Genomic DNA, 24,269 nt, shown 5'->3' on the forward strand with positions numbered 1-24,269 from the left:
CGTAAATCAGCTACCGGCTCCGGTCGCAGCTGGATGAAAGACCAGTGGCAGGTCAAACCATCTACCTGCGAAATCCGTTCAACCGTGGTCCCTTCTGCCAGTTGTCCTAGTGCCTTGCCCCTTATGGAAGGACCATCCCTCAAATTGACCTTTGAGCCGGTGACGTAGAGCTTGGTGGGCAGTTTCGCAGGCACTGGTTCAGAAGACTCATCCGCAACCAGGTCAGAGCCAGCGGGGGCTATCGCAGCTGCAGGTTCGTCCGTCGCAACCGAAGTTATCACTTCAACTCCTGCAAGAGCAGGCGAGCTAGACGAAGCTAACTCCTTGGACGAGGCGGGAAGCCCGGCTCGCGGCGCTTCTTCGCCAACGAGTAGTTTGAGCACCAGAGCCAGGAAAACGATGAGAAAGAATGTTCGGAACATCTTGAACATCAACATATTCCCGCAACAGGTCGACCGGCCCAATATCTGCAGCTCGCCTCAGGATTGAGTATCGCATGCTTCCCCTCGCGATGCAAACACTGGCGGTTTCCTGGAACTAATGGGCATGGCGCTGAATGACTGAACGCGGCCCTTAGCTGCCGGTTAACATGCCCGGATCGCAGGGGTGCCCAGTACTGCTCACGTGCTCCGCAATGTGCAAACCAGATATACAGATCGCGCCCACCACTCGCTTGACACCTTCCTGCGGGCTGCCTACGGACACCGGCTCCGCGCGGCACAAGGAAAATGAGCATGACGCCTAAAGCTCCTGGGCTGGGGGTGGATTTCGGCACCTCGAACACCGCCGCTGGCTATCTGCGCGATGGAAGACCCCGACTGATCTCCTTCGCGTCTGGCCAGACCACCATCCCTACGACCTTCTTCTTCGACTTCGACACGCGGAAAATGCTGATAGGCGAGCCAGCCAACCAAGCGCTGCTCGACGGTGCCCACGGTCGTTTCATGCGGGCACTCAAGCGCATCCTTGGCACGCCCCTTATGCATGAGCCCCGCCAACTCTTGAACGAACGGGTTACTTTCGTCGATGTCATCGCCCGCTTCCTGGCCCAGGTGAAGGCGCGGGCCGAGGCCGAGGCGGGGATGAGCTTCGACCGTGTCCTGTCAGGGCGGCCGGTGGTCTTCCATGCGGCGGGCGACCCCCGCGAAGTCGCCGCCGAAGCGGATCTGCGCGTCTGTTACAGTGCGGCCGGGTTCCGTGAGGTGGCGTTCATGCCCGAGCCGCAGGCCGCAGCTATCGCCAGCGGCGCGCTAGGGGACCAAGGGGGAACCAGGTTGATCGTCGATGTGGGTGGCGGCACCTCGGACTTCTCGCTGTTCCGCTCGGGTCAAGAGGGGGTGACGATCCTCGCCAACCACGGCGTGCGCATCGGCGGGACGGATTTCGACCGGACGATCAGTATCGACCGGGTGATGCCGCATCTGGGCAAAGGGACCGACCTGCGAAAGGTCCTGGGCTCGGGCAGCACCCCGACCCCGAACGCGATCTTCCACGACCTTGCGACCTGGGAGAAGATCGCATTCCTCTATACGCCACAGAACCGAAGACTTGCTGCCGAGATGGTGCGACTGGCGCATGAGCCGGAGAAACTTGCCCGACTGGCCAGGGTGTTGGAAGATGAACTGGGGCATGAGCTTAGCTTCGCCGTAGAGCGCGGCAAGATCGAGTCCAACAGTGGGAATGCGAGCCCATTCATCCTGCTGGACGGGATCGAGCGGGGCCTGGCCGTTCCACTGTCGGCCGACACCCTGGCTGAAACCCTTGACCGCTATGCGGACGCACTAGCGGAAGGCGCACGCGAGACACTGCGGATCGCGGGCCTGAACCCAGCGCAGGTCGAGAAGGTAGTCTATGTCGGAGGCTCCAGCCTGATGTCCCTGGTCTCCCAGACCATGAGAGACATGTTTCCGCAAGCTTCTCACTCCTTCAGCGAGGTGTTCACGGCTGTCGCGGATGGTCTGGCCATCTCCGCAGGCGACGAAACGCCGCTGCAATCGGTTTGACCCAAGCGACGAGCTCCGCGCCGGCACACAGCCCTATGAACTTTGAACGATGACGCACAAGGACGGCCCATAACGGTCGTTCAGACCTGTGACGAGAAGCGACGCGGTTCCTCCAAAGCGGTCATTCGTTCAAGGCGCACGAAGATCTTGGTGCCGATTAGCCTCAACCGGGACGAAACACTCCCAGAACTAAAGAGGTCTTGTCGTAGGGTTTTGGCCGACCTAAGCCCTTGATTCCTCGTACCACCAGTCGGTCGGGACAGAAACGACCCTTTCGAACAGGTCGACCGCCTTAGTTTCACACGAAACCACCCAACACCCACTCCCTTTGTCGACAAAAGTGTGCAACTATACCGCTAGAAATGTGGAAAGTACGAACGCTAGTGGAACCTTTGGAACCAATCACGAGGTGAACCGATGAAACTCCGCCTTTTAGTGCTCTGCATCATCGCCTTTGTCTCTATGCCCGCCTTGGCACAGGAGAAGGCGGATGAACCTGCACTTCGCTCCCTCTTCGCAGTCGAACTAATGGAAGCTCGTGCAGGCGGCACTTCGGTCTTGGGTGCCACCCTTACGGAAGTCACTACACCACCTGAAATACCCGGTTACGCGCTTAACATGATTGCGCACTTCGAAGGCTGGTTCCCACAAAAGTACGATGACCCGGCAGGATACTGTACAATTGGATTCGGACGGCTGTTCGCTAAGAAAACTTGTGCTTCTCTAACCGAAGCCGAAATCAAAGCGCACGTAACCATGGACGAGTGGGCCAATGGCATCAGTGAAGAGCGTGGGCTGGAACTCCTGTCAGAAGACCTTCTGATTGCCCGCCGCTTCGTTGGGAAGGTCGTCACTGTTGAAACGAGCGCCGACCAGTTCGGATCGCTAGTATCTTTTGCTTTCAACGTTGGCGGTGGAAATCTCCAGAGGTCCACTCTTCTATCCAAAACGAATAAAAAAGACTTTTCTGGTGCACAGCGTGAATTTGCACGTTGGGTCCGAGCAGGAGGAACGGTTCTCCGCGGCCTACAGATTCGCCGGAGTTGTGAGGCCATGCTTTTCTCTGGAGCCCTATCCAAACGGAAGTCAGAAGAGTTTTCTCGTCTAGAGTGCCAGTCTTTTGGCGCAACATCAGATGTATCGGCGCTAGTTGATATTGAAACAGGTGAGTAACCTATCGCCATCATCTCTACGACTTCCGCTGATGGCGCTATTAGGTGGCGCGCCCTACTCGTTTGCGTACGCCGACAGCACCATAGCCAACTCATGTATCGACAGCTACCTCTCAAGCAATCGACCTGAAGGTGAGATACTGGGATTTTCACGGGGTGTGATTGAGAATGTAGTTAATAACGTAATTGCCGCTTCCGGACTGGTCCTTCAGGACATTCAGATTGTTGAGTGCACCGGCGCAGGTTCTGCCTTTGCAAAAGTCGACACTAACCAACTAAAGGAAGGCAAGCCAGGTCGCTTCCTCGTATACGACCCAGATTGGTTGGCACAGATCAGCGGCCAAGACCAGTGGCCCCTAACCATGATTATCGCTCATGAGATCGGCCACTTTGCGAACGGTCATTTCGCGTACGTTAACGTGGACAGTAAGATCATGGAGACAGAAGCGGATCAGTTTGCAGGGTGCGTTGTGGGCCGGATGCGCGGGGATTGGGGCGCAATTTCTGAAACAATCATAAAGATAAGGAAAACTGTCGACGAGCTCTATCCTGATCGTCTTCAAAGCACCGATGCGGCGCGCGAAGGTTTTGAGACTTGTGCAAGCGCCTCAACTGTAGCTAGAAACCCGCCTGGAACGCCCCTGACCTCTGATCAGCGGCGCGCGATCGAGGGGTTACTGGGATGGGTGCAGTCCGAGGCCGCAAAGGACCACCCCAACTTCGGTGAAAACCCAAATTTCCGCACCCTTTCAATCGCCTATCTCACTTCCATGTTGACTTCCGATCGTTTCGTTTATTCTCCCGGTTTAAGAGATGTACTGTTTGCTTTTCAAGATGACCAAAATCTGTCAATCACTCACGAGCTCGATAGTGAAACTATTGAGCGCATTCGTGAAGCAGTAGATATTGGTGACATCGTACCCACTTATCGTCGGTCTGATGGTGAATCTGTAACCCTACGTGGCTGCGTTTACGCTGAGGACATAGCACTTGCTGCAACAATTATTGGCTTACGTAGACTTGAGATAAGGGATGCTGGGCTGTGCGGTGGCCTTTATGAAGCTGTAGGTTCTGGCGGGTATAGTGGTTTTGCTGATCTTTCGTATCTCGAAGAGCTATCGCTTCTCGGCACTAAGTTCGAAGAATTTAATCCACTTTCGCAAATTGGAGAACTCAAGCAACTTAAGTCGCTAAATCTTCGGGAGACAGAAACGACGAGCTTGGAATTCGTTTCCGGGCTTTCAAATCTTGAGTATCTTGATTTGGAGCTGACTGGGATTTCTGACGCCGACTTATATTACCTTAGAAACTTAACTGCGCTTGAATCGCTCTCCTTGCATGGAACTAGTATTTCCGATATTTCAATTCTTGGCAGACTTAGAAAGCTAAAGACTTTGGAGATATCGTTCACGAAGGTCACTGATATTTCTCCAGTCTTGAGCACTGCCATTGAGAAGTTGGAAGCTTGGAATGCGCCTATTTCGAACTTCAATGCTCTTGGGGTTCTCAGATCACTCGACACATTGGACGCGCGGAGCGAGTCTCTGGATGAAGATGACTTGGCGGCATTTGTTGGTCACCCTAGTCTAGAGGTTCTAATTGTTAAGAAGAAGTGGGAGGGAAGCCCAGGGATTGCGAAGATTCTTGATGGCAATTCGGACCTGGCTGTTTCCTTCAAAGACTGACTTGAGACGCACAGGGCGCGGCTTGGTGTTTCGATGCGTCAACATCAAAGCTCCCAGCCTAGATCCCTGTCGGGTTCACGCTGCTGCTTGCGCTCTTCGTCCAGCTCCTGCTCGCGTTGCTACTGACGATCCTTTTCCCGCTCCTGATCTTTAGCCTTGGCTTTGCCCAACACATCGGCAAGTCTGCCGCGTATGTCCCGGCTCCCCTGCTCCGGCGTGTGATCATGCTCCTCGTTCTGCTCCCGCCCGGCAATGCGCGCTAGGCGCTGCTTGATCTCGTCGGGGGCCAACTCCTTCGCCTGCCGCCCTGCGGCCGCGCGCAGGGCCGCCAGCCCGGCGCTGACATGGCCATGTCCCTCCTCCCGGGCCTCTGCCCAGGCATCACGCGCCAGCTCCAGCCGCTCGCGCATTTCCGCGAACATCGCCTTGGCCTGGCGCACGGCATGCACCCGCGCGCCCCACTGGGTCAGCGGCTCATATTCGCGGCCCTCGGCCTCGGCGACCAGCTGCGCGCGGCGCTCGATGGCATTGGCGGCGGGGCCAAGCTTGCGCTCCGGTTCGCGGTCCAGCTCCTCGGCCTTCAACGTGTTGCCCAGGTCCAGCGCCTCTTCGCGCTGCGCTTCCAATGACCGATGATCGACGCGCTCCTCCTGCCCCGCCAGATCAAAAGCGTGGTTCTGGAGGTCGGCCCAGTAGCCACGCAGGACCTCGATCTCCGGCCCGCCGTGCTGGCGGCATCGAGAACGCGGGTCTTGTCGGTCAGCCCCGCTGCGGTCAACGCCCTCGTGGTGGTCAGGACATTGGCGTGATGGTTGCGCTGATCCGCCCTCGCGGTGCGGGGCATGGATCGCCACGTCTGCCGTAACGCCATAGCGCTCGACAAGCGCCTGGGCGAAGGCCCGCGCGATGTCGGTCCGCGCGGCGTCCGATATCTCGGACGGCAAGGTTAGTTCCCATTCGCGGGCAGTCACCGAATTGGACCGGCTCTCACGCGCCTCGGCGGCGTTCCACAGCGCGGCCCGGTCGTGCGCCTAGGACGGCGCGTCGGCGGGGGCGAGAATGACGCAGGCCTCGATCCCGCGCTTTACGGTGTAGTCGTGCATACGCCCCTCGCGGTCGCAGGGGATGACGGGGGCCGACATGTAGGCCGCCGCCGCCGTGGTGGATCGTCCGGCGCTGCGTTTGATCGTCTTGACCGAGAGGTGGTGGCTGGCCATGGCCGCGCCCAACCGAACCGGCAAGGGGTAAAGGCAGGCGGACTGCCAGACAGGCAAACAGGCAGGCAAGCGGCCAAGCGGTCAGCTGGCCATGCTGTCCAGCAGGCCCGTGCGCAGACTGGCAGAAATGCAGCAACGCCGACAGGCGGGCGGTCATGCTGCCAGGCATGCTCGCGACCATCGCCAGGATGGCCCGCCGTTTGCTGGACAAGCGCAGCGCGGCAAACCGGATCCGGCGGCCAGGCCCGCTCTCGGGACAGGCGGAACCGGATCGCCCGCTAGCACGGGCGCCCTCGCGGAACCGCCCCGCTCTCGGGCCCAGTTCCAAGGAGGGTGGCAGGGACAGCGGGGCGCAATCTAACCGCGCAGGTTGGTCGAGAAGGGTTCGGGATGGCGGGACGCGCTTCCTGATCCGTCGCACCATGCGACGGACTGGGGACGCCGTCGGCGGGGTGCTTTGCCCCCGAAGCGACCGCACGCAAATCTCGGAAGCGCCGCAGGCGATGGAGAGTTTGCATAAGTGCGCCCTTAGGGGCGCGTCATTTCCCGTGATCGAGATAATCGGCCCAAAGCTGCCACTCAACCGTCGCTGAGCCGACGCTCACTTTAAGCCACCATCCCGGCTGTCCACCGAACACGCCGCAGGACCTGAAGGCAGAAGTTAGTTAAGGTCAGACGATCCCGTCCACTAGTGGCCCGTCTTGCTCTCTGCCCGGCATTTCGAATGCCGCGAAGAGCCAGTCGAGCGTCTGATTGTCGAGCAACCCAGCAAGAAACACCGAGCGCCAATTGTTCCGGCTTCCAAACGTATCATCCTGACGGTGCAGTTCGGTCGTGATGGTGTCCGCAAGCGCCTGCCGCGACGCCGGCGTTACGCGCAGTTCGGCCGCAGCTAAGCTAGGGCGGCGAAGCACATTGGTCCAGCTGGTCCGCAAATACCGCAGGATCGACGTACGCTCGACAACATTTGTCATGTGGAAGCGCACAGCCGCGGCTTGCGGGTGTCCAAGAGCAAGCAGTGGTCGCAGCGTGATCCGAGGCGCAAGCCCCAGTTCTTCGAATCGGGCGACGAACAGGCGCTCGCGCAGGACATCGTCGAAATAGGGATGGAGAATACGCTCATCGGCGGCACCGATCACCTGCTCGGTCCGCTTGCTGTTACACATACAAGCTGGGACCAGATTTCGGCTAAAGATCGCGAACACCGGATAAACGGCTTTCGGAAGCAGATGGTCGAGCGTGCCACTGTGAAACGACCCGCACATCGGACAGCAATTGGCGTCGCTCTGCTCGCGGATGCGATCGATGTGCGGCAGTTCCTTCGATGGCGAGGCATAGAGCGCCTTCAGCTGCGCCTTGATCGGCTCTGGGAGCGCAACATTGGCGACACTGTGCGCATTGCCGCTAGCCGCAACATACTGCGCATACCCACCCTTGATAGCGGGCACCTGCGCCGCGAACTGCGGATGGCATTTGAGGCGCCTGTTGAGAGCCAGCGCGTCGAGAGCGGCATCGTCGTCAAAATAGTTTGGCGGATCGAGCCGATTCATTGACCATCAACCATGCGATCGTTGCCCTCGACGCGGGCGCGAAACTCACCAAGTAAGTCTAGCGATACTCGGTTCTTGTAGGTGTTGAAGACCTCTTCCCACGACCCGTTCTCCGCCAAGATTTTGGTCTCGACGTCCTGCGCCAGCCGCGACGGCTGATCCTCACCAAATACGAAATAGGAGATCGCGCCGACATCGGCACCAAACGTCTTGAGCGTCGGCGTCTCGGCGAAGATCCTACGCTCGGCATCCGAGCGGAGTACAGTGACCTGATCCTCGATCGCCTCGCGCACGAAATAGACCGAGTGCGTCGCCAAGATCGCCGCCGACCCGGTCTGTTCGAGCAGCCTGTCGAGTAGAGCGACAAACTGACTAATGAAGTTAGGATGCAAGTGCGTCTCAGGCTCGTCAAACAGCAACAGCGTGCCATTTTCGATGTAGAGGCCGGTAAGTGCTGCGAAGCGGAGGAAGCTTAGCTCGCCGCTGCTGAGCCTATAAGTCCTGCCTTCGATCAGCCGGACCGGCTCGGAGCGAATGTTGATCGCTGAGTAGCGGTCGAGCTTTTCCTGTTCGCTACCGTGGTTAAGTTGCAATAGCGAGATCGGATCACGCTGTCCGGCCTTGGTGCGCAGCACCAACTCGCTATGGCCTTCAATAGCGCCGATCGCCTTGAGGAAGATTTCGTATCGGCTTTGCCCGGCGATTGCCCCGATGTTGCGTGCAAGCTGAACTATCAGGTCGCTAGTAGTTTGGCGTGAGCGACCGCTCACCATCGAGAAGCGCCGATACCAGACACGTGCACGCTTGCGCCTCTCGCTCGGAAACACCGATATGGAAGAAGCCGAAGGGTAGAAGGCGAGGATCCTGTTGAAGACCAGCCGGTCCCCATGGAGATCGGTCAGCTTGGTTAGGCCGCGAAGCGCAGCATCTACGATCTGCGCTAGAGTCTGGCTTTTGCCGACGCCATTTTTTCCGATCACGATGGCAAAGCGCTGCGGCAGGACGTCGTCGCCATGCGCGAAGTGGAACTTGATGTCATGGGGGTTGGGGCGGCCCGCGAGCTGGAACCGGATACGGGCACCCTTGGATATGCGGTCGAGTTCCTCATGTTCGACACCAAGCAGGATCGGTGCCGCATTCTTCCACGCAAAAAATGAATCGCTCCGGCGGAGAAAGGCGTTAAGGAAGATGCGGCTCTCGCGTGCGGTTCGCACCCATGATTGACCATATGGTCGGTCATCCGCCTCCACCATGTCGTTCATTGCACGCAAGGCCAAACGCGCCTCGTCGGGGCCGAGCTGCCCTACGATGCGCCGATAGCTATCCATGTCCGGCAGCATCGTGAAATAGGGCGGGACCTTCTCGGCCGGCACCGAGGTCGCCGTGTCCTGGTCCACTAGCTCGCGCAAATGCAGCGTATCGAACTTGCCACTCTGCTTTTCGAGGAAGCCGAAGAAGCCGCGGAACTCCAGCCGCGCATTCGAAAACTCACTGTTGAGGCGCGGCTGAATCACTTGCTCTATCAGGATGCGCTCACCAAAATCATTCCAGTTGTCGGAGCTAGGGGCAATCGCGATCGTGCCGGGCTCGATCGCCTGCGTGAGGCCAATCTCGTTAACGAACACTACTCGATAGCCGTCCATAACGTTGTCCTTCACCATTTGTCTAGGAGACCAATTAAAGCCGTGTCAAATCCGAACGCGCAGTCGCTTGGCACGTTCTTTGAAGGCATGTTCGCCGCCTTCGAGAATGTCACACACGGAGGCACGAATGTCCGGGTTTTCGAGCCCACCAGAGGTATAGGAAATCTCCGGCAACTCGCCGGGCCTATGCGGGCCACAAGTCGCGACGATCACCTGATCGGCGTCCGTATTAACAATTAGATTGGCGTTGTGTGTGACGATGATGATCTGGCGCCGTTGCTTTGCGCTCCGTAAGCGGGCGACTAATTCCTCGAAGATCGATCTTGGATCGAGGTTCTCTTCCGGCTGATCAATAAGGAGCGGACGACTGTCGTCGAGATCGATCGCAAGATACAGCAATAGTAGCACAATACCGCGCGTACCCGGCGAGAGGCGTTCGACATCGGTGCCCTCGTACTGGACCCCATAAGCGATATCGATATGTGACGTGCCGTAGAGCCATGCCGAGATTTGACCGGCCCACTGCCGCACCTTCGCTGCATCGGCCGGATCCCGAAGGTTATGGGGGCAGCATTCGATCAGCGCATTGTCATAACTTTCGCGGAACTGAGCGAGAGCTTGTGTGACCAGTGCTGGCGTTCCGTCTGACCACGCGGGCAAGAGCAACCGGGAGGCCAACTCCGCAAGCGTACCGCGCCGAAACGTCGACCCCTTTCGCAGATCGAGAAGCCGTTCGCCCCATTCGCCCCACTGCTCGCAGTCGACCCGACGGCGGACGATAAAGGCGAGCTTTCTCGCCGATCCGCTCTCCGCCTCGATGCGCGCAGTCAGTGGGGCATAGAGCGCCCGGAGTTCGTCCTGCTCGGCCACCAGTGCTTCGAACACTTTCTGATAGGCGTTCACCCGATCGCGACGAATTTCCTCAATACGAGCCGGTGCTTTGCTCGCAGACTCAATCTGACGCGCCAGACTGGCTGCTCGACCTTCATCAGCCGCGATCTTGCTGTTCAATTGTGTGAGCGCATGCGACGCCTGCCTGTCGACGCCAATCAGATTTTCGAGACGCTTGGTCTCGGCGGCAAGGACGCTGACCGTCTGCTGCGCCAAGTCGGCACCGGCAGGCAAAACTGACGTCTCCGGTGTCGTCGGCGGTGCCGGCGACGTACCGAGCAGCTCGCTCAGCGCCTGGAGATTAGTTCGCTGCTGCTCCAGGACCGTCCCGTCGACGTCACCAGCGAATCTCAGCATGAAGCGCGGCCAAAGGTCAGCCGGGATCTGTGCGGCCTGGTGCCGCTGCTGAAGCTGGCGATATTGGTCATGAACCCAACGGGTCTTGTAGAGCGATACCTCTGCGGCGAGGTTTTCTAATGCTGTCTTCCGGCGCTCGAGTTGCTCGAACTGTGAACGGCGGGCCTGAAGGGCATTTGCAACCGTAGTGTAGGCGTGCAGCCTCTCTTGGCTCCCGCCGCTCTTGGCTACCAAAGCGAGGCGATCCGCTTGGCTTTTGCGGATCGCCTCTTGAAGCCCAGTAAGCTGCTTGCGAAGACTTGACTCACTAGCGGCCTTTTCCTGTTCGACGGTGAACTCAGCAGTGAGTTTGCGCAGTTCGTCCTCATAGTGCGCGCGGGCCGTGCGAGCCGTGCCCGCGCGCAGGTCGAGTAGTTCAGCGAAGTTGGCCGCGCCCTGTCGTTCCTCGGTCGGATGGGCCATGAAGATCACTCGCTGGATCTCCTCGAGAAGCTCATCTGTCATCCCCTCGGCGGAGCAGAGCCGATCGACGAATTGCTGGCTCAGATAGCGGACCAAGGGATCTGAAGCGTCAGCAAAGCTGCCAAGATCGTCGATGGCCGCACCCGACTCGGCTTTGTCACCCCAACCGAGATCAATCCTCGTGCCGCCAAGATGCTCGCGGGCACGATCGATAAACGACAGTCGGTTCGAGTGTAGCGAGAAGGCACGGGCACCGACCGCTATGAAGTCTGCCAGGGCCGTCTTGCCGGAACCACGAGCGCCAATGATGCCGACAAGGCCAGGGTTGAGCGGCACTGAGGGCACAGACAGGAACGTCGTATTGCTGACGATTACACCATCGATGGTCTGAGATGGAGGCGCGGCGGGTGGGGCCGCCACGCCGACAAAGACCCGGATATCCGGTTCGAGGCAGGCTTGGCGCAAAGTCTCGAAGCGAAGGTCCCCCTTCAACCAGCAACGGCGGTCGTTATCGGGGGCGGCCACGCGTCCGGGTCGATGCGCGTCGCTGCCGTGAATGCACGGCTTCAGCCCGCCATATTGCGCAATGATGTCTTCAGCCGACATGGCCTGGCTCTGGCCGAGCCAGAAAGTTCGGTCGCCCGGGCGCCCAGAAAAGATGATGTGCGCAGCACTTTCGACTTCGCGCCGCAGACGGGTGAGCGACGCATCTGCCTGCAAGCCTGCGGTCCCGTCGGTGCTGCTCGCTGCGACGGCAATCAGAATATTGTCCTGCGCCCAAGAACTATGACGAAAGGCCTCTCGAAGATTAGCAAGATCAACTTTGAACTGATTGGTGCCAACCTCCAGGGCCTTCGCATCGGTCGAGATGGAGCGGTCATGCGCACGACCGAGCGCGCGGATCTGCTCGGGAGTGCAGCGGTAGCGCTCGCCCAGAGCTTCGAATTCGAGGTTGGCGAGGAAACTGTGCAGGCGGTAGAGGTGGTCGTTGTCGTCGGGCGAGACAAGCAGATGCACGTTAACGGGATTACCGTTGTTCGTCCCGATCCCGAGTCTCAGTTCGACATTCGGGAAGATAAGATCGACCTGCGGCATGCGGCCGGCATTCTTGTAGGCGCATGCTTTTTCGTAGGTCGCCGTGCTGTAATAGTCGGTGATACCGAGAACCCGAACGGGCGGGTCGGACGACTCGATCCGGCCGAGGAAGTGCTCCCAGCCTTCGTCTGTAGGATATTGGTCTGAAAGAATGGTGCCTGGTGCGTGAATATGGGGATCCCACCCGTGCCACAGCGATCCTCTTTCGACTGCTCCTGCCATCCAAAACTCCGACCGCGCCCAAGGTATCAGGTCATACTAGCGAGCCGATATTAAGGCTCTACTCGAGGCGTGCCAGTCCAATCTATACCTGTAAGGGCCGTAGTGGCCAAACATATGCTCAACTAGCGCGGGCGGCTTTGGACCGATCGGCCGGCGGGTGGGGTCTCGGTTAGGGGATGAGAGCTCCTCCGATGTCGGATGGCAAACACTTTGTCCGGCTGGTCGAACATCATGTGAGTGGCGAGGTTCATTCTCGCAGGCCACGTGCTTCGGGCTGCTGATGTGAACGCGCTTTAGAACAGACCTACCTCTCGAACTATCAGGACTGAGTCTCAGAATATGACGAAGCCGGCCACTCCGAGCCGCCAAATCATACAAAGGGCCATCCGGTCTTAGAATCTAGGATCGGCCGGTTTCCTAAAGCGCTGTTGGCTGCGCGGATGAACACCTCAATGGGGTCCCCCGAGGTATGAACAAACGTCCTCTTCTTGCACTTTGTTGCCCGAAGGGCGTTCATCAGCAACGGACTCCATTCTAGCCGTTCCTTCTAAGTGCTGCGACCGTCCGCTTCCCTCCCTCCCTGTCGCTACAAGCGCGAGTGGAAAGTCTTCGCCAGACCTCCGGGACAGTCCTGTCTTGACGAGAAGGCCGGTCCCGAATACCTACCGAAAATAGCGCGGGCGTTGTGTAATGGTAAGACCTCTGCCTTCCAAGCAGAAGACGCGGGTTCGATTCCCGCCGCCCGCTCCAAGAATCACTTTCCGACAGAATGCAGACAAAATCCTCGCTTGGTGAGCGACAAGGCTTTGATTTAAATAAATTTTTCCAAGATTACGCGCTAGTCTTCCAAGCAGGAGACGCGGGTTCGATTCCCGCCGGCCGCTCCAAATAACACTTTCCTCCCACATGCCCGCAGTGCGGCTTCCCGGATATTTCAAGCCAAGCGAACGGGCCGCGCAGGTGCTAACGTAGCGGGCGATCCGAATGCGGGGTCCGACCGCCTCCGCAGGCTTTCGGGCAAGCAGCGAAAGAGGGTGACCTACCCGCCATGGGTGTCACCGGGCAGAACCAGATGCACCACGCCGGTCGTGCAGTGCAGGAACCGCCCCGGAAAGATCGGCGCGTATTTCCGCACGAACTTCTCGCGCGCAGCCCAGTAGCTTGCATCCTTCGTGCCCCCGCCATGATGACGAAGGTGGAAGTCGATCACATGGACACTGCCGCCCAGCAGCTCGGCCTGGAGGCAGAGGTCGGGGCCATAGAAATGGAACCCGTCCAGGTCATAGGACCCGATCACGGGGCGGGACCGGCGCATGAGGATGAAGCATTCGTCCAGCGTCTCGGCCCGGCCGGGGACGGAGCCCAGCACGCGATCCTCGCCATACGGGTCCGAGATCCGCAACCGCAGGAAGCGGCGGTGATGGCTGCGCGGCCGGTAGCGTCCGCCCGCGACCCCGGCAAGAAGCCAGTCCGGGTCGGTCCGATCCAAGGCGGCCAGCGCGGCCAGAAGCTCGGCATGGCCGGCCTCGAGAAGCTCGATGTCGTCATGGCAGAAGATCACGAACTGGCCCCGGGCCTCGGCAAGGACCGCCTTCTGCCAGTCGTAGCCGTCGAAGCGGTTGGTCCCGCGGTTGTCCGCCGCGATGAATTCGCTGTTCGACCCGTCGAACCCGGCGCGGGCGAACGAGGCGAGCAGCCGGTCGTATTTTTCGGGATCCCGCAGCAGGGTGCACACGGTGAAATCCGGCCCCTGCGTGCTGACATCGGTCACATAGCGGGGGGTCGGGGTCATGCTGCCTGCCCGCCCGATGCGTCAGAGGTTTTCGGCCTGCGGGAAGCCAAGGGCATGGTAGCCGCCGTCGACGTGGATGATCTCGCCCGTGGTCGAGGCCCCGTAGTCCGAGCAGAGCCAGACCGCCGTGCCGCCAATGGCCTCCAGCGTCGCGTTGGCGCGAAGGGGGGCGTTTTCCTCCGTGTGCCGGAAGGTCGCGCGGGCGCCGCCGATGGCCGACCCGGCCAGTGTCTTCATCGGGCCGGGGCTGATCGCGTTCACCCGGATCTTCTGGGGGCCAAGGTCGTTGGCCAGATAGCGGGTCGCCGATTCCAGCGCGGCCTTGGCCACGCCCATCACGTTGTAGTTCGGCGAAACCCGGTTCGATCCCTGGAAAGTCAGGGTGATGAGCGTGCCGCCGTTGGGCATCAGCGGCTCGGCCCGGCGGGCAATGTCGATGAAGCTGAAGCAGGAGATGTTCAGCGAGTTCAGGAAGTTGCCCTTGGTCGTGTTGATGAAGCGGCCCGTCAGCTCGTTCTTGTCGGAAAACGCGATGGCGTGGACCACGAAGTCGAGCGATCCCCAGCGACGGCCCACCTCGGCGAAGCAGGCATCCAGGCTTTCCTCGTTGGTCACGTCGACGTCGATCAGGAAATCCGACCCGACCGAAGCCGCTAGCGGCTGGACGCGCTTGCCGAAGGCCTCGCCCTGGTAGCTGAAGGCCAGTTCCGCGCCCTCGGCAGCCAGCGCGGACGCGATGCCCCAGGCGATGGAACGGTCGTTCGCCACGCCCATGACAAGCCCGCGCTTGCCCTTCATCAGTTCGGCCATGATGCGTTACCCGAGGTATTTGGACATGACGAGGGTGGCGTTGGTGCCACCGAAGCCGAAGCTGTTGGACAGGACCGAGTCGATGTCCACGTTATCGCGCATCGTGGTCACGATCTCGGACGGATCGAGACCTGGGTCGAGCGTTTCCACGTTGGCCGAAGCGGCGATGAAGTTGCCGTTCATCATGATCAGCGAATAGATCGCCTCCCACACGCCCGCGCCGCCAAGGCAGTGGCCGGTCAGCGACTTCGTGGACGCGATGGGGGGCGTGGACCCTTGGCCGAAGACGCGGCGGATCGCCTCGACCTCGGTCACGTCGCCCACGACCGTGCTGGTGCCGTGGCTATTGATGTAGTCGATCTTGCGACCTTGGGGCAGGGTGGAGAGCGCGACGCGCATCGCCCGTTCGCCGCCCTCGCCTGAGGGGGCGACCATGTCATAGCCGTCCGAGGTGGCGCCGTAGCCCGTGACCTCGGCATAGATCTTCGCGCCGCGCGCCTTGGCGTGTTCCAGTTCCTCCAGCACGACGATACCTCCGCCGCCGGCGATGACGAAGCCGTCGCGGTGCGCGTCATAGGTGCGCGAGGCGCGTTCGGGGGTGTCGTTGTACTTGGACGACATCGCGCCCATCGCGTCGAAGAGGCAGGAGAGCGTCCAGTCCAGCTCCTCGCCACCGCCGGCGAAGACCACGTCCTGCTTGCCCATCTGGATCAGCTCGGTTCCGTTGCCGATGCAATGGGCGCTGGTCGAGCAGGCCGAGGTGATCGAATAGTTCACGCCCTTGATCTTGAAGGGGGTCGCGAGGCAGGCCGAGACGGTCGAGGACATGCCCTTGGTCACGCCGAAGGGGCCGATGCGCTTCGGCGAGCCGGTTTCCCGGACGATGTTGTGGGCCTTGAAGAAGGACTTCGTCGACGGCCCGCCGGACCCGACGATGATGCCAGTGCGGTCGTTCGAGATCTGGGCCTCGGTCAGGCCGGAATCCTTCACGGCCTGATCCATCGCGATGAAGGTATAGGCCGCGCCGTCGCCCATGAAGCGCAGATCGCGCTTGTCGATGTGGTCTTCCAGCACGATGTTCGGCGCGCCGTGGACGCGGCAGCGGAAGCCGTGCTCGGCGTAGTCCGGCGCGAAGACGATGCCGGATTTTCCGGCACGCAGATTGGCTTCGACCTCGGCGGCATTGTTGCCGATGGACGAGACGATGCCGATCCCGGTGATGACGACGCGGCGCATGGGGCCTCCCTCCGTGACTTGAGGACTGTTTAGGGCACAGGGGGGGAGGGGGCAAGGAGGTTGGGCGGCGCTGCGCTTGTCTGGGGCGGGCCAAGCCTGCCGGAATGACACAAGGTCCTTCTCTCGGGCCGGAGCGCGAACTTCTGCTTGGGCATTTCATCCGCCTGCGCGGAGACATGATCGAAGCGATGGTGGGCTACCTCGAAGCGATGCTCAAGCGTCCCAATGGCTCTCCGGAAGGCGGGCCGATGCATGTCGACGGCGCCTATTCCTGGTTCCGCCGCGCGCATCCGGGGGTGGCGGCCTATGTCTGCACGCCGTCGGTCGCGCAGCAGCGGTACAGCCGATCCGACATCTCGGTCCCGACCGGATGGCGGGCCACGGCGGCGGCGGACTGGGCGCGGAAAGTGTTGCGGCCTGTCCGGGCGCTATTGCGCCGAGGCTAGGTTACCGACCGCGATCTTTCGGCGCTCGATGACGAAAAAGCGCGCGCGGACCGAGGCGACGGGCTTTGGCAACACGTCCGCGTGGCCGAGGCGATGCCGATGCTGGCCGTGATCCGAGGCACTGAATACCCAACACGGAGGGGACCTCCACCTGTCCCGTCCGGCTTCGTGCCACTTGACGCGACTCTGCACGCCACCGACCCTGTGGGTGCCGGGCGAACTGTCCGGCCAAGTCCAAGTTCAGGGAGTGACCGAAATGCACAAGATCATGCTTGCCCCGTTGCTTCTCACCCTTGCCGCCTCGACAGGGTTTGCCCAAAGCGGCACCCCGATGACCGGTGAGGAACTTTCCGCCCTGACCGCCAACGGCATCACGCTGACGCTCGGCGGCGATGGCATGGGCTATAAGGGCGAACTCGCGCTGGCCGCCGATGGGACGGCGAAGGGCGGCGCCAAGATGGACAACGGCAACGAACTGTCGATCTCCGGAACCTGGGCGATCAAGGACGGCAAGTTCTGCCGCACCTGGGCAGACCTCGATGGCGGCAAGGAGGTCTGCGAAACCTGGGTCAAGACCTCGGACAATTCGGTCGAGATCTATAACGGCGATCAGATGCTGGGCGTCAATTCCTGGTAAGGCCTAGGCCTCGCTCAGCGCGACCTTCATGTCCTTGACCAGGTAGATCGTCTCGCCATCCGCTTCCACGCGCCCGTCGGCGACGCCCATCGTCAGGCGGCGGGTCTGGATGGCTTTGGTGAAATCGACGAAATAGGTCAGCTTCTTGCGGTCCGGGCGCACCATGCCGGTCAGCTTGACCTCGCCCACGCCCAGCGCATAGCCGCGCCCCTGCCAGCCGCGCCAGCCAAGGTTGAAGCCGGTGAGCTGCCACAGGCCATCCAGCCCAAGGCAGCCCGGCATGATCGGGTTGCCGGGGAAGTGGCAGTCGAAGAACCACAGGTCCGGGGTGATGTCGAACTCGGCCACCACATGGCCCTTGCCATGCTCGCCCCGGTCTTCGGAGATGTCGGTGATCCGGTCCATCATCAGCATGGGCGGCGCGGGAAGCTGGGCGTTGCCGGGGCCGAAAAGCTCGCCGCGCGAGCAGGCCAGAAGTGCTTCCTTGTCGAAGCTCGTCGGATAGGCCGCCATGACTTGTGTCTCCCCGTGATCCCCTTCAGCCTCCCTAGCATCGGGGGCTTCACAGAGGCAAGTCCGTGACAAGGAATGGGGTTCCGGGAAATGACGGCATTTCAGCGCTTCATCACGGCCAGCGGGATGACCAACCTGGCGGATGGAATTGCCGTCGTGGCCTGGGGGTGGATCGCCTCGCTTCTGACACGGGATGCGCTTCTGGTGGCGCTGGTCCCCGTGGCCCTGAGGCTGCCTTGGGCGCTGCTGGCCCTTCCCGCGGGGCTGGTGACGGACCGGGTGGACCGGCGGCGCCTGATCCTGGCGATGGACGCGCTGCGGGCCACGGCGTTCCTCTTCGCGGCGGCGGCCCTCTGGCTGGCCCTTCCCCTCGCGCCCGCGCCGACCGAGGGTGTCTCTGCGCCAGCCCTCTACGTGGCCCTTCTTGTCGCCGCGCTGACTGTGGGCGGGGCCGAGGTCTTCCGGGACAATGCCGCCCAGACCATGTTGCCCGCCTTGGTCCCCCAGGAGCGGCTCGAACGCGCAAATGGCCAGCTCTGGAGCGCGGAGCTTCTGACGAACGCGCTGATCGGCCCGGCGCTGGGCGCTTTCCTGATCGGGCTCTGGCTGCCTCTGGCCTTCGGCCTGAATGCGGTGGCCTATGGGCTTGCGCTTTTCCTGGTGGCGGGACTGGCGGGACAGTTCCGCGCGACCCGGACGGATCGTCGCGGCTGGAAGGCCGAACTCGCCGAGGGCCTTACCTTCTTGCGGGGCCTGCCGCTGCTGAAGACACTGGCCTGGACCACGGGCTTCTGGAATCTCTTCCACCAGATGATCGTGATCGGCGTCGTCCTACATGCGCAAGAGAACCTGGGGCTTTCGGCGCAGGCCTATGGTCTGACACTTGCCGGCGGAGCCGTGGGCGGCATTGCGGGCAGCCTCTTGGGAGACCGAATCGCCCGCAGCCTTGGGCCGGTGCGGACGATGCAGTGGATGCTCGCCCTCTCGGGTCCCTGCTTCCTGGGGATGGCGCTGGCGCCGGGGGCGTGGACGCTGGGACTCTGCTTTGCCGCGATGGAGTTCTCGGGCTTCGTCTGGAACGTGGTCTCGGTCAGCACCCGCCAGCGGCTGATCCCGGATGCGCTTCTGGGCCGGGTGAACAGCCTCTACCGGCTTCTGGCCTGGGGGATGATGCCTCTGGGGCTGGTCCTGTCGGGGCTGGTGGTGTCGCTGGGCGAACTTTTCCTGCCCCGGGGCACGGCGCTTCTCTTGCCGTTCTGCGCTGCGGGTCTTGGCTCGCTGGTCGTGACGGCACTGGTCTGGGGCGGAATCGCACGCGGATTTGCGGGGATTTCGCGCTGAAGGGGCAGATTCCGCATTGAAACGGTCGGGTTTGCGGCCCTATATCGGGACAAGCAACGTCAGGGGCGGCATTTGACCAGCACGGACCGCAGCGCAGAATGGTTGAAGACGGGGGGCCTCCGCCCCACGCGGCAACGTCTTGCGCTGGCCGAGCTTCTGGTCGGCGACGGGATGAACCGGCATGTGACGGCGGAAAGCCTTTATGCGCTGTCCTCCGAGGCGGGCGAGAAGGTCAGCCTTGCGACCGTCTACAACACGCTCCGGGCCTTCTGCGATGCCGGCCTGATGAACGAGGTCGTGGTCGACGGGTCGAAGTCCTATTTCGACACCCGGACCGACGACCATCCGCATTTCTACTGGGAAGACAGCCACTCGCTGACCGACGCCCCGGCCGAAGAGCTGGAGATCGCCCAACTGCCGCAGGTGCCCGAGGGCATGGCCGTAGCGCGCGTCGACGTGGTCATCCGGCTGCGCAAGGCGTGAAATGGGGCGGGGTTGCCCCCGCCCGACGCTGCTGAAAAGTCTTACTTGGGCACCATCACGCTATCGATCACGTGGATCACGCCGTTCGACTGGTCGACGTCGCCGATGGTGATCCGGCCGATGTTCCGCGATTCCGAATAGATCATCGCGCTGTCGCCCCGGAACCGGATCGACAGGGCGTCGCCAGACAGGGTGCGCAGGTTCGCATAGCCGTCCTTGCCGACCTTGGCGCGAAGGTCCGCAAGCTTGAGGTCGCCCGCCACGACATGCGCCGTCAGGACCTTGACCAGCATGTCCTTGTTCTCGGGCTTCAGCAGCGTGTCGACGGTCCCGGCCGGCAGCGCCGCGAAAGCGTCGTTGACCGGTGCGAAGACAGTGAAGGGACCCTCGCCCATCAGCGCCTCGACCAGCCCGGCGGCCTTCACGGCTGCGACCAGCGTGGTGTGGTCCTTCGAGTTCACGGCGTTTTCGACGATGTTCTTCGTCTCGAACATGGGCGCGCCGCCGACATCCGGATTCGCGGCAAAGGCGGTCGAGGCAAATGCGGTCAGCGCAGCGGCGCCAAGGATCGACTTCAGGGACATGGGTGCTCCGTTCCAGGCCAGCCGGACCATCCGGCTGCACATCCCAAGGAACGGAGGGGTCAGAAGCGAAGTTTCACCGGCCCCATCACGGCCGCGTGAACCGTCAGAACCACTGGCCGGGCTCCATCAGCCCCAGATCCATCAGCTGACGGCTGTGCCAGTCGAACTTCACCGAATTGGGCCAACGGAAGGTGGATATGGCATGGCGCGACCCCGGGTTGGTGCGCAGGGCCTTGGCCGTGCGGAAGGAACAGACGGCCGCGGTCAGGTTATGGTGCCACTGGCAGGCATAGGTGTTCATTTCCTGCTCGGACAGCGTGAAGTCCGGAAGCAGCTTCAACCCCCGCTTCGCCTTGAACAGCGAGATCCGGTCGATCCGCCGCTTTCCGAACGGGATATGTTCCTCGAACCGCCAGCGAAGGCCGCCGTAGAAGTCCAGTTGGCGTTCGCGCGGACGCCAACCGTCCGCGGGATCCTTCCGCGCCAGGGCGTAATAGCCGCTTCGGTCCAGCCAGGCGTCCGACAGGTCCACCGCATTGGGCGCGGCACCCAGATCGCCCGCATAAAGGTCGACCACGTAGGTCAGCATCGCCTCGCGCCGTTCCTCGGCATGGAAGGCCAGCATCTCGCGCACCGTGCGCGTCTCGCAGAAGGGATAGAAGAGGTATTCTGCGTTATGGCAGTAATGCAGCCAGGTGCCCGGCAGGGCCGCGATGGCCTGGTTCACCGCGCCGACCAGCGCGCCTTCGGCAAAGACGTCGTGGCGGACGACATGGACCATCGGCTCCAGGCTTTCCGCGATCTGCACCCCATCCGGGGCCAGCAGGACCACCTGGGAAAACCCGCATTTCACAAGATGCGAAATCGTCGAGTCCAGTTCGACCTCGTCTTCGGCCAGGACCAGTGCGACGGGGCCAGCCTTGGCCTGCTGACGGTCGAGAAAGCTGGAAAGGTCTGAATGACGCATGACTGGTCCGAACCGAACGGCGCGAGACTCTGCGATCCGCGACGGCGATGCAAGCCGTCCTGTCGCCCACAGCCGTCCAGTGAGGTAGGGATCGTGCAAGACTGGCGCGCAGAGGAGAAGGGACATGGACCAGATCGAGACCGGGGGCTGCCTGTGCGGCAAGGTGCGCTTCACCACGCGGGGGCCTTTGCGCGAAGTGGTTTTCTGCCATTGCTCGCAATGCCGACGGCAGACGGGGCTTTACTTTGCGGCAACCAGTGTCGCGGCGGACCGCCTGGATCTGGAGGGCGCCGAGCATGTCACCTGGTTCGCCTCATCGACCTTCGCGTCACGCGGCTTCTGCCGCACCTGCGGCTCGCTTCTGTTCTGGAAACCGAACGACGAGCCGCGATATGCCGTGCTGGCCGGGGCTTTCGACCGGCCGGAAAGCCTGCATCCCGGCTATCACATCTGCACCGAGGGTCGGGCGGAGTTCTACCGCATCAGCGACGGGCTGCCGCAGTATCCGGGCGACGGCCCCGATGTCGTGACCGCCTCGGGATGATCGCGGCGTTGCCGCGAAGTGCGTCACGGTGTAAATGGCCCGTCATCCCGAAAGGACGCGCCCGATGACCGACGCCAAGAAGCTGTTCGTCAAGACCTACGGCTGCCAGATGAACGTCTACGATTCCGAGCGCATGGCCGAGGCGCTCGGCGCAAAGGGCTATGTCACGACCGAGGTGGTGGAAGAGGCGGACATGGTGCTGCTCAACACCTGCCACATCCGGGAAAAGGCCTCGGAGAAGCTTTATTCCGACCTCGGGCGCCTGCGTGCGCTGAAGGTGGCGAAGCCGGGCCTGAAGGTCGGCGTTGCCGGCTGCGTCGCCCAGGCCGAGGGCGAAGAGATCCTGCGCCGCTCGCCCGTCGTGGATCTGGTGGTGGGGCCGCAGGCCTACCATCGCCTGCCGCAGATGGTCGAGGCCGAGGGGCGACAGGTCGATACCGATTTTCCCGTCGAGGACAAGTTCACGCATCTGCCTGAACGCACTTCGCTGCGCGGGCCGACGGCATTTCTGACGGTGCAGGAAGGCTGCGACAAGTTCTGCGCTTTCTGCGTCGTGCCCTACACCCGCGGCGCCGAGGTCAGCCGCCCGGTGCAGCGCCTTCTGGACGAGGCCCGCAAGCTGGTGGCGCAGGGGGTTCGCGAGATCACGCTTCTGGGCCAGAACGTCAACGCCTACCACGGCGAGGGGCCGGGCGGGTCCTGGGGCCTTGCCCGGCTGGTGCGCGAGATGGCACGGATCGAGGGCCTGGCGCGCATTCGATATACGACCAGCCACCCGAATGACATGGACGACGACCTGATCGCCGCGCATGGCGAGGTGCCTCAGCTGATGCCCTACCTGCACCTGCCGGTTCAGTCGGGCTCGGACCGCATCCTGAAGGCGATGAACCGCAAGCACACGGCCGAAGCCTACCTGCGGCTGGTCGAGCGCATCCGCGCGGCGCGGCCGGACATCCTTCTCTCCTCGGACTTCATAGTCGGCTTCCCCGGCGAAACCGATGCGGATTTCCAGGCGACGATGGACCTGATCCGGGCCGTCGGCTACGGCGCGGCCTTCAGCTTCAAGTACTCCGCCCGCCCGGGCACGCCCGCGGCCGAGAAGGCCCCGGTCCCCGCCGATGTCGCCGATGCCAGGCTCTACGAGCTTCAGGCGCTCATCACCGCCCAGCAGCACGCGGCGCAAGCGGCGATGGTCGGCCGCGAGGTGCAGGTGCTTTACGAAAAGCCAGGCCGGCGCGAGGGGCAGATGGTGGGCAAGTCCGACCACCTGCACGCCGTCCACGTCCTGCATCCCGAAGGCAAGATCGGCCAGTTGCAGCGTGTCCGCATCACGGCCTCGTCGAGCAACTCGCTGGCGGCTGAGCCTGTCGCTTAGGGCCCGAATCGCGGCACATTTGCCCATTTGATCGAAAACGGACGCAATTGGTTGTGGATAACACGGTTTCCACCGCGGTTTTCCGTCTTGCGCGCTTGATTGATCTGCTTAACTGCGCCTGATGAAGATCAATGACTCGGCACGGGCGTAAGGGGGGTTCTGCGTTGTGTGATGTGAGGGGTGTGCTTCGGCGCGGGCTGGCGGCTTTTGCCGCAACCTGCATCGTATCCGGTTTCGTGACGGGATCCATGGTATCCGCGCAGGAACCGGCGGTCTCTGGAAAGATCGACTGGGGTCTTTGGGTCGACGCCGATGGCTGTCAGCACTGGTGGGCCGACGGCGGGACCGAGGGTTACATGGTTCCCCGCCGCGACCGGGCGACGGGCAAGCCAGTCTGCATGAAGCAGACCACCTGCCTGACGGAAAGCGCGGATGCCTTCTTCGCCACGGCCAGCGCCACGCTGACCGCAGCGGGCCGCGCCAAGCTGGAGGACTATTTCCGCCAGACCGAGGCCTATGCCTTCTCGATCGCCGGGCACACCGACAGCCGGGGCTCCGACGCCTACAATCAGAACCTGTCGGAAGCCCGGGCGCAGGCGGTGGCCGCCGTGGCGCAATCCGTGGGCGTGGTCGTGGAAAGCGTGACCGGGTTCGGCGAAAGCCAGCCTGCGGCGTCGAATGAGACAGCCGAAGGCATGGCGCAGAACCGCCGCGTCGAAGTGCTGTGCAAGAAGGGCTAAGCGGATGGAGCGTGCAGTGAAACCCGTGACGACTCCCCGCCCGATCCGGCACATGGCCCTGTTCCCGGTACTGGCCTTCGGCCTCTCGGCCTGCGCCAGCGGCAAATTCTTCGAGGATGTCCAGCGCTACAGCGGCCCGGATTCGGTCATCGCGAAGGCAAGCGACTCTGGAACCGACGACGATCCGGGTCTGGTGAATGGTGAGGCCGCGATCGCCTATGATCCGGATGGCTGCCAGGTCTGGATCATCGACGACGGTGTGGAAGGCTACGCGACGCCGCGCTTCGACCCGGCGACGGGGCTGCCGATCTGCGACGGCAAGTATCCGCCCGGAACGGTCCTTGGCCCCTACGAGACCTCGACCGCTCCCGGCCCTGACTACGTGCCGAGGTAAGCGGCGTCCAGGTCGCGGACATCAGCGTCCGGCCCCGGATCCACTCCGGGGCCGTTTTGCTGCGGGAACCGGCAAGCGTCATGAAAATTGTAGGAAACCACGCAACAAAT

At 62.0% G+C, this 24,269-nt stretch carries 22 protein-coding genes, 1 tRNA gene and 1 pseudogene; 12 read left to right on the forward strand and 12 right to left on the reverse strand.

The window, feature by feature from the left end:
* A partial coding sequence (locus ACE3Q6_RS20965) for a hypothetical protein (RefSeq protein ID WP_374436751.1) occupies positions 1-431 on the reverse strand: 431 nt, incomplete at its 3' end.
* A 330-nt stretch (positions 432-761) separates the two neighbouring features.
* On the opposite strand from ACE3Q6_RS20965, the gene ACE3Q6_RS20970 reads away from it, so the two are divergent.
* The 3 genes from ACE3Q6_RS20970 (at position 762) to ACE3Q6_RS20980 (ending at position 4,860) form a co-directional block, all read left to right on the forward strand.
* Positions 762-2,003, forward strand: a complete 1,242-nt coding sequence (locus tag ACE3Q6_RS20970) for an Hsp70 family protein (protein WP_374436753.1) — start codon at positions 762-764, stop codon at positions 2,001-2,003.
* Between the two features lie 417 nt (positions 2,004-2,420).
* Complete coding sequence (locus ACE3Q6_RS20975; RefSeq protein WP_374436755.1) at positions 2,421-3,176, forward strand: lysozyme; 756 nt, start codon at positions 2,421-2,423, stop codon at positions 3,174-3,176.
* On the forward strand, positions 3,169-4,860 hold the full coding sequence (locus tag ACE3Q6_RS20980) for a leucine-rich repeat domain-containing protein (RefSeq protein ID WP_374436797.1): 1,692 nt from the start codon (positions 3,169-3,171) through the stop codon (positions 4,858-4,860). The genes ACE3Q6_RS20975 and ACE3Q6_RS20980 overlap by 8 nt, the downstream gene beginning before the upstream one ends.
* Before the next feature lie 119 nt (positions 4,861-4,979).
* Here ACE3Q6_RS20980 and ACE3Q6_RS20985 read toward each other — a convergent pair whose 3' ends face one another.
* The 5 genes and pseudogenes from ACE3Q6_RS20985 to ACE3Q6_RS21005 all read right to left on the reverse strand — a co-directional run bounded on the left by ACE3Q6_RS20985 (position 4,980) and on the right by ACE3Q6_RS21005 (position 12,297).
* On the reverse strand, positions 4,980-5,714 hold the full coding sequence (locus tag ACE3Q6_RS20985) for a MobA/MobL family protein (protein ID WP_374436799.1): 735 nt from the start codon (positions 5,712-5,714) through the stop codon (positions 4,980-4,982).
* Positions 5,703-6,077: pseudogene (locus ACE3Q6_RS20990) on the reverse strand (MobA/MobL family protein); the annotation flags it as partial. The pseudogene ACE3Q6_RS20990 and the gene ACE3Q6_RS20985, both read right to left, overlap by 12 nt.
* A gap of 671 nt (positions 6,078-6,748) precedes the next feature.
* The gene (locus ACE3Q6_RS20995; RefSeq protein ID WP_374436757.1) at positions 6,749-7,627 is read right to left on the reverse strand and encodes a hypothetical protein; all 879 of its coding nucleotides are present in this window, start codon (positions 7,625-7,627) and stop codon (positions 6,749-6,751) included.
* Positions 7,624-9,285, reverse strand: a complete 1,662-nt coding sequence (locus ACE3Q6_RS21000) for an AAA family ATPase (protein ID WP_374436759.1) — start codon at positions 9,283-9,285, stop codon at positions 7,624-7,626. The genes ACE3Q6_RS20995 and ACE3Q6_RS21000 overlap by 4 nt, the downstream gene beginning before the upstream one ends.
* Positions 9,286-9,315: 30 nt before the next feature.
* Entirely contained in the window at positions 9,316-12,297 is a 2,982-nt protein-coding gene (locus ACE3Q6_RS21005; RefSeq protein WP_374436762.1) for a TrlF family AAA-like ATPase, read from the reverse strand.
* A 676-nt stretch (positions 12,298-12,973) separates the two neighbouring features.
* Here ACE3Q6_RS21005 and ACE3Q6_RS21010 point away from each other — a divergent pair.
* A tRNA-Gly gene (locus tag ACE3Q6_RS21010) sits at positions 12,974-13,047 on the forward strand.
* Between the two features lie 289 nt (positions 13,048-13,336).
* Here the strand turns inward: ACE3Q6_RS21010 and ACE3Q6_RS21015 are convergent.
* Genes ACE3Q6_RS21015 through fabB form a run of 3 tightly spaced genes read right to left on the reverse strand, consistent with a single transcriptional unit; the run spans position 13,337 to position 16,135 of the window.
* Positions 13,337-14,089, reverse strand: a complete 753-nt coding sequence (locus ACE3Q6_RS21015) for a hypothetical protein (RefSeq protein WP_374436764.1) — start codon at positions 14,087-14,089, stop codon at positions 13,337-13,339.
* A gap of 21 nt (positions 14,090-14,110) precedes the next feature.
* The gene (locus ACE3Q6_RS21020) at positions 14,111-14,899 is read right to left on the reverse strand and encodes an enoyl-ACP reductase (protein WP_374436766.1); all 789 of its coding nucleotides are present in this window, start codon (positions 14,897-14,899) and stop codon (positions 14,111-14,113) included.
* 6 nt (positions 14,900-14,905) lie between these two features.
* Positions 14,906-16,135, reverse strand: coding sequence for a beta-ketoacyl-ACP synthase I (gene fabB / locus ACE3Q6_RS21025; RefSeq protein ID WP_374436768.1), 1,230 nt, complete (start codon positions 16,133-16,135; stop codon positions 14,906-14,908).
* A gap of 104 nt (positions 16,136-16,239) precedes the next feature.
* On the opposite strand from fabB, the gene ACE3Q6_RS21030 reads away from it, so the two are divergent.
* Together ACE3Q6_RS21030 and ACE3Q6_RS21035 are read left to right on the forward strand one after the other, a co-directional pair.
* Positions 16,240-16,581 (forward strand): hypothetical protein, encoded by a 342-nt coding sequence (locus ACE3Q6_RS21030; protein ID WP_374436770.1) that lies wholly within the window; start codon positions 16,240-16,242, stop codon positions 16,579-16,581.
* A 256-nt stretch (positions 16,582-16,837) separates the two neighbouring features.
* Positions 16,838-17,218: a hypothetical protein gene (locus tag ACE3Q6_RS21035; protein WP_374436772.1), complete on the forward strand. Its 381-nt coding sequence runs from the start codon at positions 16,838-16,840 to the stop codon at positions 17,216-17,218.
* A 3-nt stretch (positions 17,219-17,221) separates the two neighbouring features.
* Here ACE3Q6_RS21035 and fabA read toward each other — a convergent pair whose 3' ends face one another.
* Positions 17,222-17,731 carry a bifunctional 3-hydroxydecanoyl-ACP dehydratase/trans-2-decenoyl-ACP isomerase gene (gene fabA, locus ACE3Q6_RS21040; protein ID WP_374436774.1) on the reverse strand — a complete coding sequence of 170 codons (510 nt, stop codon included), beginning with the start codon at positions 17,729-17,731 and terminating at the stop codon, positions 17,222-17,224.
* 90 nt (positions 17,732-17,821) lie between these two features.
* On the opposite strand from fabA, the gene ACE3Q6_RS21045 reads away from it, so the two are divergent.
* Together ACE3Q6_RS21045 and irrA are read left to right on the forward strand one after the other, a co-directional pair.
* On the forward strand, positions 17,822-19,072 hold the full coding sequence (locus ACE3Q6_RS21045; RefSeq protein WP_374436777.1) for an MFS transporter: 1,251 nt from the start codon (positions 17,822-17,824) through the stop codon (positions 19,070-19,072).
* 72 nt (positions 19,073-19,144) lie between these two features.
* The gene (gene irrA, locus ACE3Q6_RS21050) at positions 19,145-19,555 is read left to right on the forward strand and encodes an iron response transcriptional regulator IrrA (RefSeq protein ID WP_374436779.1); all 411 of its coding nucleotides are present in this window, start codon (positions 19,145-19,147) and stop codon (positions 19,553-19,555) included.
* A 41-nt stretch (positions 19,556-19,596) separates the two neighbouring features.
* Here irrA and ACE3Q6_RS21055 read toward each other — a convergent pair whose 3' ends face one another.
* Entirely contained in the window at positions 19,597-20,139 is a 543-nt protein-coding gene (locus tag ACE3Q6_RS21055) for a fasciclin domain-containing protein (RefSeq protein WP_374436781.1), read from the reverse strand.
* Positions 20,140-20,242: 103 nt separating this feature from the next.
* The gene (locus ACE3Q6_RS21060; protein WP_374436783.1) at positions 20,243-21,106 is read right to left on the reverse strand and encodes a hypothetical protein; all 864 of its coding nucleotides are present in this window, start codon (positions 21,104-21,106) and stop codon (positions 20,243-20,245) included.
* Between the two features lie 124 nt (positions 21,107-21,230).
* Between ACE3Q6_RS21060 and ACE3Q6_RS21065 the strand changes: the two genes are divergently transcribed.
* From ACE3Q6_RS21065 to ACE3Q6_RS21080, 4 genes are all read left to right on the forward strand, one after another.
* The gene (locus ACE3Q6_RS21065; protein WP_374436786.1) at positions 21,231-21,650 is read left to right on the forward strand and encodes a GFA family protein; all 420 of its coding nucleotides are present in this window, start codon (positions 21,231-21,233) and stop codon (positions 21,648-21,650) included.
* A gap of 64 nt (positions 21,651-21,714) precedes the next feature.
* A complete protein-coding gene (miaB, locus tag ACE3Q6_RS21070) occupies positions 21,715-23,025 on the forward strand; it encodes a tRNA (N6-isopentenyl adenosine(37)-C2)-methylthiotransferase MiaB (protein WP_374436790.1) in 1,311 nt (436 codons plus the stop codon).
* 236 nt (positions 23,026-23,261) lie between these two features.
* The gene (locus tag ACE3Q6_RS21075) at positions 23,262-23,765 is read left to right on the forward strand and encodes an OmpA family protein (protein WP_374436792.1); all 504 of its coding nucleotides are present in this window, start codon (positions 23,262-23,264) and stop codon (positions 23,763-23,765) included.
* A 16-nt stretch (positions 23,766-23,781) separates the two neighbouring features.
* Entirely contained in the window at positions 23,782-24,159 is a 378-nt protein-coding gene (locus ACE3Q6_RS21080; RefSeq protein ID WP_374436794.1) for a hypothetical protein, read from the forward strand.
* Positions 24,160-24,269: the final 110 nt, after the last annotated feature.

Source organism: Tabrizicola sp., assembly GCF_041913445.1.
Lineage (GTDB): Bacteria > Pseudomonadota > Alphaproteobacteria > Rhodobacterales > Rhodobacteraceae > Tabrizicola.

What these genes read in the sequence shown, in the direction of transcription:
- ACE3Q6_RS20975 (WP_374436755.1), top strand. Translation starts at nt 2,421, where the DNA reads ATGAAACTCCGCCTTTTAGTGCTCTGCATCATCGCCTTTGTCTCTATG.
- ACE3Q6_RS20995 (WP_374436757.1), bottom strand. Translation starts at nt 7,627, where the DNA reads ATGAATCGGCTCGATCCGCCAAACTATTTTGACGACGATGCCGCTCTC.
- ACE3Q6_RS21005 (WP_374436762.1), bottom strand. Translation starts at nt 12,297, where the DNA reads ATGGCAGGAGCAGTCGAAAGAGGATCGCTGTGGCACGGGTGGGATCCC.
- ACE3Q6_RS21015 (WP_374436764.1), bottom strand. Translation starts at nt 14,089, where the DNA reads ATGACCCCGACCCCCCGCTATGTGACCGATGTCAGCACGCAGGGGCCG.
- ACE3Q6_RS21020 (WP_374436766.1), bottom strand. Translation starts at nt 14,899, where the DNA reads ATGGCCGAACTGATGAAGGGCAAGCGCGGGCTTGTCATGGGCGTGGCG.
- fabB (WP_374436768.1), bottom strand. Translation starts at nt 16,135, where the DNA reads ATGCGCCGCGTCGTCATCACCGGGATCGGCATCGTCTCGTCCATCGGC.
- ACE3Q6_RS21030 (WP_374436770.1), top strand. Translation starts at nt 16,240, where the DNA reads ATGACACAAGGTCCTTCTCTCGGGCCGGAGCGCGAACTTCTGCTTGGG.
- ACE3Q6_RS21035 (WP_374436772.1), top strand. Translation starts at nt 16,838, where the DNA reads ATGCACAAGATCATGCTTGCCCCGTTGCTTCTCACCCTTGCCGCCTCG.
- fabA (WP_374436774.1), bottom strand. Translation starts at nt 17,731, where the DNA reads ATGGCGGCCTATCCGACGAGCTTCGACAAGGAAGCACTTCTGGCCTGC.
- ACE3Q6_RS21045 (WP_374436777.1), top strand. Translation starts at nt 17,822, where the DNA reads ATGACGGCATTTCAGCGCTTCATCACGGCCAGCGGGATGACCAACCTG.
- ACE3Q6_RS21055 (WP_374436781.1), bottom strand. Translation starts at nt 20,139, where the DNA reads ATGTCCCTGAAGTCGATCCTTGGCGCCGCTGCGCTGACCGCATTTGCC.
- ACE3Q6_RS21060 (WP_374436783.1), bottom strand. Translation starts at nt 21,106, where the DNA reads ATGCGTCATTCAGACCTTTCCAGCTTTCTCGACCGTCAGCAGGCCAAG.
- ACE3Q6_RS21065 (WP_374436786.1), top strand. Translation starts at nt 21,231, where the DNA reads ATGGACCAGATCGAGACCGGGGGCTGCCTGTGCGGCAAGGTGCGCTTC.
- miaB (WP_374436790.1), top strand. Translation starts at nt 21,715, where the DNA reads ATGACCGACGCCAAGAAGCTGTTCGTCAAGACCTACGGCTGCCAGATG.